A 13,469-nucleotide genomic window follows, 5' to 3' on the forward strand; every position below is an offset into this window, starting at 1 on the left:
TAGCTCACCCGGAGGTCGTATGCCTCCAAGGGGGGCGGGTCCATCCCATTAACAGACTGCTAGGCCAGCAGGCTGCTGGCCTCGCGCATGAGCTGGGCGATGGCCAGGCCCTGGGGGCAGGCCCGTTCGGCCGTGGAGTAGTCCACGGCCAGCAGGCGCGCCCGGGTCTCCTCGGGCAGGGAGGCGAACACCTCGCGGGCCAGGTCGCGGTCGCCGTAGTCGCGGTAGTACATGAGGCAGCGCATCACGTCGTTCACGGGCACCAGGCCGTCCACGGCTCCCTGGCAGATGGCGCCGCAGCCCGCGCAATAGTTGTCCTTGGTGGCGTGGGCCAGTTTGACGAACACGTCCACGTCCTCGCGGGCCAGGGAGGTGCGGTCGCGCGCGCAGGCCACGTTGGCCGAGAGGATGGTCAGGCTGGGCATCTGGGAGCAGATGGAGGCGATGAGCGGCTCCTCCCATACGGCCTTGAGCCGGGCCTGCTTGTCGGTGAAGCCCTTCTCCAGGAAGCGCCCGGCCAGCTTGAGTTCGGCCTCGGAGTCGGTCTTCACCGGGCCGCCGCCCTGGGTCTTCATGGCCACCATGCCGATGCCCGCCTTGGCGCAGGCGTCCAGGGCCTCGCGCATCTTGGGCGTGTGCATGAGCCGGTAGTTGTAGGTGATCATGGTGGCGTCGATCCAGTCCAGCCTGGCCGCGCCCAGCAGGCAGTCTTCCATGTTGGTGTGCGTGCTGAACCCGAAATACTTCATCTTTCCTGCGGCTTTCATGGCCTTCGCCCAGTCCTTGAAGGGCGTCATGTCGTCCACAGAGGAGATGGCGTGGACGAAGAAAAGGTCGACGAAGTCGGTCTGGAGGCGCTTGAGGGAGGCCTCCAGGCGGGCGGTGTTGTCCTGGCCGCCTCCCTTGGGCGAGAACTTGGTGACCAGGAAGATGTCCTTGCGCGCGCCGGGGTTGCGGCTGAAGTAGCGGCCCATGCCCTCCTCGGAGAGCCCGCCCCCGTAGCCCTCGGCGGTGTCCCAGTAGGTGACGCCCCATGTGTGGGCCTGCTTGAGCAGGAGTTGGTTGTTCACCGTGTCGAACATGCCCCCCAGGCTCAACACGGACACGTCCACCCCGGTCTTGCCCAGTTTGCGCCGGGGCATGGTCCCTGCCTGCGGCGCGGCGCTCTGGGCCGAGACTCCGGCGGGCATGAGCCCGGCGGCCAGACCGGCTGCTCCGGCGGTTTTCAGGAAATTGCGTCGGGAAAGGCCGGTGTCCTGATTCTTTTCGTCCATGGCGCGTTCCTCCTCGCCTAGGGCGCGGGCGTGCTGTGTTTCCGCCCGCGTTCGTCGGTTATTCCATGCTCCATCCTGGGAAGGAATGCAAAGGCAAAGGTCTTACACGGTCATCTTCCCCGCGCGCGAGCGCGACTCGTTCTCGCTGGTGACGCGGATGGCCCGCAGGCCCGAGACAGGGCAGTCGTGCTCGCACATGCCGCAGCCGATGCAGCGCGCCGGGTCCACGTGGGGGCGTTGCAGGCGCGCCACGATCTCCACGCGCTCGCCCGGGGCCAGCTCCTGCCATGCTCCCGGGCCCCGCCCGGGCTTCTCCAGCGTGAGCCTGCCGCCGGACTGGCCCAGAATGCGCCGGGGCTGGGCCTCGGGGCGCCCGGCCGGGCGCACGGCATGGTCGCCTCCGGCCAGGTTGAGCCCCTTGGGCGGGGCGGCGGCCAGGTCCAGGGTTTCGCCCGTCAGGCGCGCCGCGGGCAGGCGTCCGTCGCGGACGGGCTCGAAGACGACGCGCGTGTGGATGGCCTTTGGGCTCACGGGGCAGACCTCCTGGCAGACGATGCAGGGGCGGTCCATGGCCCAGGGCAGGCAGCGGGAGCGGTCCACGAAGGCCGTGCCCAGGCGCACGGGGCCTCGATCCAGGAAGTCGCCGACTCCATGCTTTTCGTCCAGGGTCAGGGGGCGCACGGCGGCGGTGGGGCAGGCGTTGCCGCAGGCGATGCAGTTGGGCTGGCAGCCGCTGCGGCCCATGCGGAAGTTCAGGGCGGGGGTCCACAGGCCCTGGACGCCAGCCTGGAGCAGGGCGGGCTGCACGATGTTGGAGGGGCACACCCGCATGCACTGGCCGCAACGGATGCAGCGGGCCAGGAAGCGCTCCTCGTCCAGGGCGCCGGGCGGGCGCAGCAGCGAGGCGTCGCGCGCGGGACCGGCCAGCGCGCCAACTCCCCACAGCGGCGCGGCCACGGCACCGGCGGCGGCCGCCGTGAGCACGCCCCGGCGGGAGATGGCCGGGAGGTGGCGCTCCCCCGATGCCGAGGGCTCCGGCGCGAAGCCCATGCGCCCGCTGGGGCAGGCCTCCAGGCAGTTGAGGCAGAGCACGCATTCGCCGTGGACGATCTCGCCGGAGGGGTTGCACGCGCCCTCGCAGCGCTCCTCGCAGAGGCGGCAGTCGCCGCATTTCCCGGCCTCGCGCTTGCCGATGCGCCAGGGCGTGAAGCGGGAGAGCAGCGCGAAGAGCGCCCCCAGGGGGCAGAGGAAGCGGCAGAAGAAACGCGGCCTGAGCAGGTTGAGGCCCAGGACGGCCAGCAGCACGCCCCCCAGGAGCCAGGCCGATTCGTAGAGCCGTGGCTCGTCGGAGAGGGCCAGGGTGGGGGCGTCGGCCAGGGGGAGCACGGCCAGATTCACCGAGCGGTGGAGCAGGGGGAGCGGGTCCAGGAGCCCCGCCTGCGCGCTGCCCAGGGCCGCGCAGGCCAGGAAGAAGGCCAGCGCGAGGTGCTTGAAGCCCTGGAGCCGGTGGCGGGCGTTGGCTGCCGAGCGCTCCTGCCGGGTGCGGCCCAGGTTTCCGGCCCACCCGGCCATCTGGTTGAGCGTGCCCATGGGGCAGACGAAGCCGCAGAAGAAGCGCCCCAGGAACGCCGTGAGCACCACCGTGCCCACGGCCCAGAAGAGCCCCGGCGCGAGGCGTCCCGTGGAGAGGATCGTGGTCAGGGCCGTGAGCGGGTCTGCGGCCAGGAACCAGTCGATGGGCCAGCCGCGCAGCTGCCACCACTGCGCGCCCACGGTGGCGGCCGTGCAGAACCAGAGGAACAGGACCAGGAAAAAACCCTGGCAGATGCGGCGCACGATCACCAGACGCATGGTCTAGGCTCCCGCGTCCAGACGCACGGGATCGAGCGACCGGTAGTCTGCCGTGCCCGCCCCGGCGGCCTGGGCCATGCGGATGTAGGGCACGTCGTCCAGGGTGCGCCCCAGGAGTTCCGCGCCGAAGGCGTCGGCGGCCACGGGATCGGTGGTGACCACGAGCGTGCCCGTGGCCTTGAGATCCGAGAGGGATCCGCCCGTGGGGCCGTTGGCCATCATGGAGACGACCCCGTCCAGCACCGAGAGCGTGGGGCGCGCCAGCAGGGCCAGCTCCGCAATGATGCCGTTGATGTCCTGGTGGAAGACGTTGCGCCGCCCGCCCAGCAGCCCGTAGGCGTTCTTGAGCAGCATGGAGGCCCCGGCGCGGGCGTGGTCCTTCACGGGGGCCAGGGCGATGACCTTGTTCACGCCCTTGAAGGCCCCGGCCAGCACGGGCCAGTCCCGGATGAGCCGTCCGCCCGGCAGGGTGGCAGGGGCGAAAAGCTGGGCGCGGGGGATCACCAGGGCCGCGCCCTGTTGCCGGGCTGCCCCGGCCAGTCCGGTGATCTCGAAGCAGCTTTCGGGGTTGTTGATGGGGTTGTCGGTAACGGCCACTCGGGAGGCTCCGGCCCCCTTGCAGGCCCGGATCACGGCGGCCAGGAGTTCGGGATGGGTGGTGGCCCCCAGGGCCGCAGGGGATGCGAAGGCCGCGTTCACCTTCACGAGCACGGAGTCTCCCGGGCGGACGAAGGCCTCCATGCCGCCCAGGGCGCGCACCCCGGCCTCGAACATGGCCGCGCGGTCGGTTCCGCGCACCAGGGCCATGCGTGGCGCGCCGGGAGGGGCTTCCTTGCGGGAGAAGTCGCCCAGACCGGTCAGGGCCTGCACCTCGGGCTGGGCCGGGGGGCCGTGGGGGTCGTAGAGGGCCAGCCCCAGGCCGCAGGCCCCGGCGGCAAGGGCCGAGGCCCTGGCCGCGCGGCGCAGGAAATCGCGGCGCTTCAGGCCCAGTCCCAGAGGGTGATCGTCGATTTCGTTCATGGCTGCTCCCGCAGGGCGTTCACGGTGTCTTCTCCGCGAGCGCCCGGTCCAGCCGGGCGGCCAGATCCAGGGCCGGGGCGGACCCCGAGGCGTCGTGCACGCCCGCCAGGACGCGTCCGCGAACGATGACCACCTGGACCATGGCGTCGAAAGCCATCACCCGGGCGTCGCCCAGGCCTTGAGGCGAAGGGGCCGGGGCGAATCCGGCGGCCTGGAGAAAGTCCGCATAGGCCTGGGCCTGGACCCGGGCCTCCTCGGGCGTGGCGCGCACGGCCAGGAAGGCCGAGGCCTCGCCAGAGGGCAGGGCGTACTCGGCGGTGTAGACGTTTTGCAGACCCTCCATGCCCAGCGCGTCGGAGACGGCCAGGCGGACGGTCCCGGCGCGCAGGCCCTCGGCGGGGAAAAGGGCCGCTTCGGAGGCACCGGCGGGCTGCGCTGCGGGCAAGGCGGCCAGCAGGGCCTGGGCCATGGCCTCCAGGGCCGGGCGCAACTCGGGGGAGCCGCTCTCGGCCACCAGCTCCACGTAGTGGCTGCCCGAGGCGAAAAAGAGGGCGTTGGGCGTGGCGTAGGCGTTCTCGGCCAGGGAGAGGGCGTCCGCGCCGGGCCTGCGCTGGCCGCTGAACACGGCGAAAGCGTCCTTGGGGCTCTCCATGGCGTAGACGAAGGCCTCCACCCGGGAGCCCGCGGAGTCCCCGGCCTCGAAGGCCCGGCAGGCCATCTCCGAGAAACCGGAGGCCAGGTACAGTTCGGCCTTGCCGTCGATGCGGTCCGAGAGGGTCTGGGCGTCGTAGCCCTCCACGGGCGAGAGGGCGACGAAGCCGGGGAGGTCTTCCAGGTAGCGGGCCGTGGCCGTGGCGGCCTGGGCGTTCTGGACCGACTGCCCCGGCTTGAAGGGATGCTCCAGCGCCGCGACCACTGCCGGGTTGAACCGGGCCTGGCGCATCCCCACCCACGCGGCGAAGAGCGCCAGGGCCGCCAGGATGGCCAGGCCGACGCGGGTGCGGGCCGGGTTGGACCGGACGCGGGCGCGGGCCACGGCTCACACCGTCCGGGCAACCGGGGCGAGGTTGCCGGTCCGGCTCACGGAGCCGCCTTCTGGCCTTTCTTGAGGTCGTAGCCGGGCTTCACGGCCAGTTCGCCCGTCAGCACGGCCTCGGGCGTCCTGCCCACCAGGAGCTCGCCCCCCTTGACGATGAAACGCAGTTCGCCGCCCACGCGCATGCCGTCGGCCTGGGCCTTTTCTAGCTGGCCCTTGGTCTGGCCGTAGGAGCCCTCGGCCTTGGAGCCGTGGAAGCGCTTGCGCCAGGCGATCCACTGGGCGGGGGTCATGGCGCTCTGGTCGGTGAAGACGAAGTAGGCCGCGCCGTCGGGGCAGTCGGCTTCCAGCCAGAGGCTGTACTCGGCCGGGGCGTCGGGCGCGGCGGGGCGGGCGATGCGCTCCTTCTCGCTCTTCTCGATGAGCCAGGCCGTGGGGCATTTGAGCGACGCCGCGAAATCCCGCACCGAGGCGAAGAGGAAGGCTGGCTGCATCTCGTCGGCCAGGAACGCGCCGGTGAGGAAGGCTTCGGGCGGGGTGTAGGGCGTGAGGTCCTGGGCGTCGCGCCAGGCCTTGGCCTGGGGGCTTTGGGCCAGGGCGGGCAGGGCGAGGCAGGCCAGGAGCGCCAGGGGAGCGAGGAGACGAAGCGCCGGGGGCATGCGGTCCTCCGAGGGCTGACGTTTGACGACCCTGAAGGTTCTCCTATGCGAGCGCCCGGTCCCCGGCAAGGGAAATCCGCTTCGCGTCACGAAGCTTCGCGCACGTCATTTCTTCTGGATCGCCGGGCGGTTCGCTCCTGGCCGGACAGGCATGCGGACCATGGCGCCCGCGTCTTTGCCCAACGCGTTCACGGACGCCGCCGTCCTCCCGGCCATGCGCCGGGCGCAGGCCAGTCCGGACCGGGCGGCGGCCCTCGTCTGCCCCGGCCGTCGGCACTCTTTCAAAAAACTTTACCCCCCGCGTGGATGTTTCCGCTCTCGGCTCCGTATCTCCTGGCGAGGGCCGATGAACGCAGCGCTGTTCAACGCCCTCGCACGGAGCACTCAGGATCAACGAACAGAGAGGAAGTGCCATGCGAAACGGAGTGGACAAGCAAGGCGTCGAACTTCTGGAGAAGGTCTTCATGGTTGGAGGATCATCCGCTGATGACTCTTGGACAATGATCAAGAAAGTTGTCGCCATGTGCCTTTCCAGACACGTCAAGGGACATACAGCAGTCGATGAGGACCGCGTCAGGAAGATGATTGTCGAAAGGCTGCGCAAGGAGATCGCCAGGCCGACGTTATACGACGGAATGGAACGCTGCTCTGTACAGACATGCATCGTTGTGCTCACCCGCGAGGTGACCATGAACTACGTGCGTAACGCCAACTACTGGCGCTCCACAGTGGCCGAACTGTTCCTGGCCATGAACGTGGACATCTCCGGGGCGGAAGACCATCTGCGCTGCCTTGAAGAGCGCCTGACCCCTTCCCAGAAGTGCGTGCTGCGCCTGCTCTACGGCGAAGGCTGCACCCTGGCCCAGGCCGCCGGGATGCTGGGCGTCTCCCAGGACGAGGTGCGCGCGCTCCAGTGGCAGGCCATGGAGGTGTTCCACGCCGAATGGCTCTCCCTGCGCCTTGGCAGTGACTGCCGCCAGACCGGGGCCGCGTCGTGAACTGCCCCGGACCCGTCACCCTGGCCGCCTGCCTGGACGGAGCGCTCACTGCCGCAGAGGGGGCGCGACTGGGCCTGCACCTGAAGGCCTGCGCCAGGTGCCGCAAAGCCCTGGAGGAACTGCTCTTCCTCCTGGCCCTGGAGCCTCTGGACCCAGGTCGCGCCAGCCTGCGCGCCGCAAAGGCGCTGGTCCCGCAGGCCGGGGCCACGCCGCCCCGCGTCCCCGACGGACAGCGCCTGCCGTCCCCGGCCCTTCTCCACTGATCGAACCATCGGGAGCTAGACCATGTACGTCGACACCACCTCGTACCTGAACAGCATCAAGACCTCCTCCACGTCGTCCACCGCCTCCTCTTCCATGGGCAAGGACGATTTCCTGGCCATCCTCGTGGCCCAACTGGAGAACCAGGACCCCTTCAACTCCACCGACCCCGCCGAGATGATCGGCCAGCTCACCCAGTTCTCCATCCTGGAACAGATGACCAACATGAACGAGACCCTCACCTCCACCCTGGCGGCCGTGAACGTCCAGACGGCCACCGGGGCGGTCTCCTACATCGGCAAGACCGTGATGGCCCAGGGCTCCACGCTTTCGGTGGAGGACGGAAAGGCCTCCTCGGCCACCTACACCCTGGATTCCGAAGCCACCGGGCTCAAGGCCTACATCTACGACGAGGACGGCTCCGTGGTGCGCACCGTGACCATCGGGGACCAGACCTCGGGCGAACACGACTTCCAGTGGGACGGCAAGGACGACGACGGCGAGACCGTGGACGACGGAACCTACACCCTGGCCATCGCCGGAACCGACGCCGACGGCAACGACCTGGTGGCCTCCACCGTGATCTCCGGGTTGGTGAGCGGCGTTTCCGTCTCCAGCGGCACGGTGATGCTCTCCCTCAAGGACGGCCGCGAAGTGGCCCTGGCCAACGTGACCAGCGTCGTGGACACCGACGCCTGAACCGCACCCCGGGACAAGGAGAAACGCCATGTCACTCATGTCAGCGATGTACACGGGGGTCTCGGGGCTGGGCATCCACAGCCAGGCCATGTCCGTGGTGGGCAACAACCTGGCCAACACGAGCACCATGGGCTTCAAACGCTCCAGCATCCAGTTCGAGGATTTCTTCTATTCCAACGTCACCGCCGGGAACACCTTCGGCCAGGTGGGCCTTGGGGCGGGAATCGCCAGCATCTACGGGGACTTCTCCCAAGGTGCGTTCCTCGATTCCAGTTCCTCCACGGACATGGCCATCAGCGGCAACGGCTTCTTCCTGGTGAACAACCCCACCACCGGCTCCACCTACTACACCCGCGCGGGCAACTTCTCCTTCGACAAGAGCGGCTACCTCGTGGACCCCAACGGCTACGTCTGCCAGGGCTGGAAGGCCTACACCGACACCACCACGGGCCAGGTCTCCAACATCGGAGCCCTGGGCGACATCCGCCTCACCAGCTTCCAACTGGCCCCCCAGGCCACCACCAAGCTGCGCATGGTCACCAACCTCAACAGCTCCGCCACCGAGAAGACCACCGACTCCACCGACCCCTTCTTCGCCCTCTTCAAGTCCTGGAAGGGCCAGGCCGACACCGCCCTCTCGGACCTGAGCTATTCCTACCAGGCCACCATCAAGGTCTACGACGAGGCCGGCACGGCCCACGACGTCACCGTCTACTACGACAAGGCCAGCAACTCCTCGGGCAAGAACGTCTGGGAATACGTGGTGGCCTGCGACCCCACGCAAGACGGCCGCACCATCAACGGAACCTCCGTGGGGGCCACCTCCGCCGCAGGCATCCTCATGACGGGCACCATCACCTTCGATTCCTCGGGGACCGTCTCCAGCATGAGCGCCTTCACCCTCTCCAGCGGGGCCAGCGGCGACATGAAGGATCTCACCAACTGGACGCCCGCCTCATTCTCCGAGGACGGCTACCCCCTCTTCACCGCCAACTTCACCTCCGCCTCCAACGCCAGCACCGCCACCTCGTCCAGCGCCTCGCCCGTCAAGCTGGACCTGGGGATACGCAGCACCACCACGGGCGGCGGATGGAGCGGCGGCGTGGCCAACGCCTCTCTTGTGGGCACGGACTTCGACAACCTGCCCGTTCTGGACGGTGCCGAGGCCGACGACACCACCACCACCAGCTGGTCCAGCTCCTTCAGCATCAACGACGAGGACCAGGACGGCTACGCCTCGGGATTCCTCCAGAGCATCGCCATCGATTCCGAGGGCGTGGTCACCGGAACCTATTCCAACAACCAGACCAAGAACCTCTTCGTGGTGGCCCTGGCCGACTTCACCAACCTCCAGGGGCTCAAGCGCGAGGGCAGCAACCTCTACAGCAAGACCCTGGATTCCGGCGAACCCCGCGTGGGCACCGCAGGGAGCGCGGGCCTGGGCTCCATCGCCTCGGGCAAGCTCGAACAGTCCAACGTGGATACGGCCACCGAGATGGTGAACATGATCAGCTACCAGCGCGGCTTCCAGGCCAACGCCAAGGTGATCAGCACCGTGGACTCCATGCTTCAGGAAGTCATCCAGCTCAAGCGCTAGTGTCTCGTTTTGAAACACATGAAAATGTTTTCAAAATAAAATCAATGGTTTCATGCTGTTGTGCATTGCATCCGGTTGAACGGATCACGCGGACGCAACGCTAGGCGCGGGCGGGCGAGGAGCAAAGCCATGTCGGATTCCCTGCTGAGCATCGGCCAATCGGCCCTCTCCAACTTCCAGGTGGCCCTGAACGTCCACGGCGGCAACATCGCCAACGCTTCCACCGGGGGCTACGTGCGCCGTGTGGTGAACTTCACCGAGGACACGGTCTCCACCTCGCGGCTGGGCATCGGGGCCTCCATCCAGGGCATCGTGCGCGCCCTGGACTCCTTCCTGGAGCGCCGCCGCCTGGACCAGACATCCGCCAGCTCCTACGCCGAAACCCTCTCGGACAACCTCTCCCAGGTGCAGTCGCTCTTCAACGACTCCACCGGCTCCGGCATCTCCACGCTGTTGGACGCCTACTGGGACACGCTCTCCAGCCTGGCCGCCAACCCCTCGGACTCCGCCACGCGCACCGAGGCCATCTCCACCGCCCAGTCCCTGGCCGCCACCCTGGCCGACATGGACGAAAGCCTCGCCGCCATGGCCTCCTCCACCGAGGACGCCATCGCCAGCCAGGTGAAGAGCGTCAACTCCATCCTGGACCAGCTGGCGGCCTACAACAAGGCCATCGCCTCCAGCGACGAGGCCAGCGGCCTGCTGGACCAGCGCGACCAGCTCCTGCGCGAGCTGGCGGGCTACGTGGACATCAAGGTGGACACCCAGGACGACGGTCAGGCGCGCGTGACCACCGCCGAGGGCCAGACCCTGGTGGACGGCGCGGCCGCCTACTCCTTCCGGGTGAATGGCCCCTCGAGCACGGCGGCGCTCACGGCCGGATCGTCCTTCGACGGCAAGCTCTACTTCGAGGGCTCCTCCTCCAACGAGCTGACCATCGAGTTCGTCACCGGCGGCGACTGCTCCGGCGGGGCCACGGCGGCCACGTTCAAGGTCTCCCTGGACGGCGGCAGGACCTGGGTCACGGACGAGTCCGGGGCCACGGCCACCTTCACGGCCGGGGACTCGGACCACAAGGCCGTGGTGGACGGCGTGTCCCTCTGGTTCGGGACCCAGGGGGACGAGGACGCCGCCCCCGCAACGAACATCGCCGCCGGGGACAAGTGGGACGTGATGCCCAAGACAGGCGTCTCCTGGGTGACGGCCACGGGCGGAGAGGTGAACGTGACGCCCCTGGCGGGCAACGACGCGGCCAACCGCCTGAGCGGCGGCTCCCTTGCGGCGCTCTTCACCCTGCGCGACGAGTACCTGGGCTCCTACCAGGACAGCCTGGACGCCTTCGCGGAAAGCCTCATCTGGAACACCAACCGCGCCCACAGCCAGGGTGCGGGGCTCACCAACCTCTCCACCGTCCTGGGCGACTACGCCGTGGAAAACGCCTCGGTCCCCCTGGACCAGAGCGGACTGCACTGGGCGGACTACCTGGAGTCCGGCAATCTCTCCATCGCCCTCTACGACGCCGACACCGGCGAAAACCTGTCGGTCACGGCCCTGGACTTCAGTTCCGTCACCCCGGGCACGTCTTCCTTCGATCCCTCCGTGCACTCCCTGGAGGACGTGCGCGACGCCCTCAACGCCACCTATCCGGGCCAGCTCACCGCCTCCATCCAGGACGGACGCCTCCAGATCGCGGCCGCCGACGGCGTGGAGTTCCAGTTCGCGGAAGACTCCTCCGGGCTCCTGGCGGGGCTTGGCGTCAACACCTTCTGGTCCGGCACGGACGCGGGCTCCATCGCCGTGTCCGACGCCGTGTCCTCGGACCCCTCGCGGCTGTGCACGGCCCACGTCAACGGCGCGGGGGAGGTCAATTCCGGAGACAACACCACCGCCCTGGCCCTTTCGGCCCTGGCCGACGCCACCCTGGGCTTCCGTCTGGCGGGGGGCACCTCCTCCGACACCATCCAGGGCTTCATGACCGCCCTGGCCGCGAAAACCGGCTCCGACGCCTCGGCGGCCTCCACCCAGGCCACCTACGCCGCCACGCTCCTGGAGGACCTGGACACCCAATGGGAATCCACCTCCGGCGTGAACCTCGACGAGGAGCTCACCCGCGTCATGCAGTACCAGCAGTACTACCAGGCGGCGGCCAAGCTCATCGAGACGGCAGGAGCCATGTTCGAGACAGTGCTCGCGCTCAAATAGGAGGACGCCGTGCGCATCTCCACCAACATGATCTACAACAATTCGTTGCGCTACATGAACACGTCGCTCACGCGCCTCGCGGAGGCCAACGAGCAGAATGCCACGCAGCAGCGCATCAACCGTCCGTCGGACGATCCGGCGGGATATGCGGAGGCCAGGAGCCTCGACGCCATCATGGCCAGGATGGACCAGTACTCCGCCAACATCGGCGTGGCCGACACATGGCTGGCCCAGGCCGACTCCACGCTCCTGGAAGCCAACACGCTCATGACCAGCATCAATGGGCTGGCCGAACAGGCCGCCACCGAGACCATGACCGCCGAGAACCGCGAACAGGTGGCCATGCAGGTGCGCGAGCTCTTCGAGCAGATGATCACCGTGGCCAACGCCTCCGTGACCGGCCAGAGCCTCTTCGCGGGCCAGAAGACCGGCGGCGCGGCCTACCGTGAAGCCCTCTTCGCCACCGTGCAGGACGCCGCGCTCACCGACGCCGCCGTGCTGGAGGTGACCGGGGCGAGCGAACACTCCATCGCCGTCCAGTTCACCGGAAGCGGCACGGTGGGCGGGGCTTCGGACGTCGGCTACCGCTACTCCACCGACGGCGGAGACACCTGGACCACGGGAACCCTGGCCGCAGGGGCCGACACGCTGAACCTGGGCGGCGTCGCCGTACGCCTGGCCTCGGGGGCGAACCTCACCGCCACGGCCAACGACGGCGCGGACGGGACCTCGCTCTTCGTGAGGCCCACCGCCGTCTACCTGGGGGACGACTGCGACGGGGCCGCCGTGCGCGCCTACGGCAGCGGGCAGGTGGACGCCTCGGCCGACGGGGTCTTCTCGGCCAACGTGACCGTGCGCCTCGACTCCAACGCCTCCATCCCCGGACCCTACAGCTACTCCTACAGCCTGGACGGCGGCCTGAGCTGGGTGGAAGGACAGACCGCCTCCGGGGCCAGGCTCCCCGTGCCCGGCGGCTTCCTGGACATCGCCTCGGGCGCGGGCAACACCCTGGCCTCGGGCGACCAGTTCACCATCGTGCCCAACACGGCCCGCATCAGCGTGGAGATCTCCCCTGCGGGCTCCGTGGTCATCAACAACGTGGGCAAGGACATCTTCGGCGGGCTCTACCAGGCGGACGGGGCCTCCAACGCCTCGCCCGTCTTCGCCTCGGACCCGGAGAAGAACCTCTTCGAGACCATCGGCAAGCTCATCGGCTATCTGGAGAACAACAACTCCGACGGCATCGGCCAATGCCTTGAGGACCTGGAGGCCTCCCAGGCCCACCTGGAAACCTGCGCCGCCGACGTGGGCGCGCGCGAGAACCGCCTCGAATACGCCCAGAACACCGTGGACATCCTGCGCGACAACGCCGAGACGCGCCTCTCCGCCGTGGAGGACGCCGACCTCTCCACGCTCATGCTGGAGCTGGCCAAGTACCAGTACGCCTACTCCTCGGTGCTGTCGTCCTCGTCCAAGATCATCAGCATGAGCCTGCTCGACTACATCTAAGGAGACGCACCATGGCCATCGGCGACGTCACTTCGGGCCTCAGCACCTCCGGCGGCATCTACTTCACCGGCCTGGGCAGCGGCACGGACTTCGATTCCCTCATCTCCCAGCTCGTGGCCGTGGAGCAGGCCCGCGTCACCACCTACCAGACCTGGCAGAGCACCTGGGAGAACAAGAAGACGGCCATGCAGGAGCTCAACACCGCCATGCTCTCCCTGCGCACGTCGCTTCAGGACATGGACAGCGTCAACGAGTTCCTCCAGAAGTCGGCCACCGCCTCCAACACCGACGCCCTCACGGCCACGGCCTCCGGCGCGGCCGACACCGGCACCTACACGTACTCGGTCTCCCAGCTGGCCCAGA

The 13,469-nt window shown here is 68.6% G+C and carries 12 protein-coding genes; 7 read left to right on the top strand and 5 right to left on the bottom strand.

Annotated features, from left to right (window positions below):
- Window positions 1-59 precede the first annotated feature (59 nt).
- The 5 genes from ACV4UX_RS13440 to ACV4UX_RS13460 all read right to left on the bottom strand — a co-directional run bounded on the left by ACV4UX_RS13440 (window position 60) and on the right by ACV4UX_RS13460 (window position 5,840).
- Complete coding sequence (locus ACV4UX_RS13440; protein ID WP_491593789.1) at window positions 60-1,274, bottom strand: aldo/keto reductase; 1,215 nt, start codon at window positions 1,272-1,274, stop codon at window positions 60-62.
- Window positions 1,275-1,376: 102 nt separating this feature from the next.
- Window positions 1,377-3,125: a 4Fe-4S binding protein gene (locus ACV4UX_RS13445; RefSeq protein ID WP_491593790.1), complete on the bottom strand. Its 1,749-nt coding sequence runs from the start codon at window positions 3,123-3,125 to the stop codon at window positions 1,377-1,379.
- A gap of 3 nt (window positions 3,126-3,128) precedes the next feature.
- Window positions 3,129-4,145, bottom strand: coding sequence for a DUF362 domain-containing protein (locus tag ACV4UX_RS13450; protein WP_491593791.1), 1,017 nt, complete (start codon window positions 4,143-4,145; stop codon window positions 3,129-3,131).
- A gap of 19 nt (window positions 4,146-4,164) precedes the next feature.
- The gene (locus ACV4UX_RS13455; RefSeq protein ID WP_491593792.1) at window positions 4,165-5,181 is read right to left on the bottom strand and encodes a DUF6599 family protein; all 1,017 of its coding nucleotides are present in this window, start codon (window positions 5,179-5,181) and stop codon (window positions 4,165-4,167) included.
- Between the two features lie 44 nt (window positions 5,182-5,225).
- On the bottom strand, window positions 5,226-5,840 hold the full coding sequence (locus tag ACV4UX_RS13460; protein WP_491593793.1) for a hypothetical protein: 615 nt from the start codon (window positions 5,838-5,840) through the stop codon (window positions 5,226-5,228).
- A 581-nt stretch (window positions 5,841-6,421) separates the two neighbouring features.
- Here ACV4UX_RS13460 and ACV4UX_RS13465 point away from each other — a divergent pair.
- The 7 genes from ACV4UX_RS13465 to ACV4UX_RS13495 all read left to right on the top strand — a co-directional run.
- Entirely contained in the window at window positions 6,422-6,838 is a 417-nt protein-coding gene (locus ACV4UX_RS13465) for a sigma factor-like helix-turn-helix DNA-binding protein (RefSeq protein ID WP_491593794.1), read from the top strand.
- Window positions 6,835-7,101 carry a zf-HC2 domain-containing protein gene (locus tag ACV4UX_RS13470; protein WP_491593795.1) on the top strand — a complete coding sequence of 89 codons (267 nt, stop codon included), beginning with the start codon at window positions 6,835-6,837 and terminating at the stop codon, window positions 7,099-7,101. The genes ACV4UX_RS13465 and ACV4UX_RS13470 overlap by 4 nt, the downstream gene beginning before the upstream one ends.
- Window positions 7,102-7,123: 22 nt before the next feature.
- Window positions 7,124-7,798, top strand: coding sequence for a flagellar hook assembly protein FlgD (locus tag ACV4UX_RS13475; RefSeq protein WP_491593796.1), 675 nt, complete (start codon window positions 7,124-7,126; stop codon window positions 7,796-7,798).
- Window positions 7,799-7,826: 28 nt separating this feature from the next.
- Window positions 7,827-9,395: a flagellar hook protein FlgE gene (locus tag ACV4UX_RS13480; RefSeq protein WP_491593797.1), complete on the top strand. Its 1,569-nt coding sequence runs from the start codon at window positions 7,827-7,829 to the stop codon at window positions 9,393-9,395.
- Window positions 9,396-9,524: 129 nt separating this feature from the next.
- Window positions 9,525-11,597 carry a flagellar hook-associated protein FlgK gene (flgK, locus tag ACV4UX_RS13485; protein WP_491593798.1) on the top strand — a complete coding sequence of 691 codons (2,073 nt, stop codon included), beginning with the start codon at window positions 9,525-9,527 and terminating at the stop codon, window positions 11,595-11,597.
- A gap of 9 nt (window positions 11,598-11,606) precedes the next feature.
- The gene (locus ACV4UX_RS13490) at window positions 11,607-13,106 is read left to right on the top strand and encodes a flagellin N-terminal helical domain-containing protein (RefSeq protein WP_491593799.1); all 1,500 of its coding nucleotides are present in this window, start codon (window positions 11,607-11,609) and stop codon (window positions 13,104-13,106) included.
- Between the two features lie 11 nt (window positions 13,107-13,117).
- Window positions 13,118-13,469: flagellar cap protein FliD N-terminal domain-containing protein (locus ACV4UX_RS13495; protein WP_491593800.1), on the top strand; the 352-nt coding region annotated here is incomplete at its 3' end.

It is taken from the genome of Fundidesulfovibrio sp., from assembly GCF_058402725.1.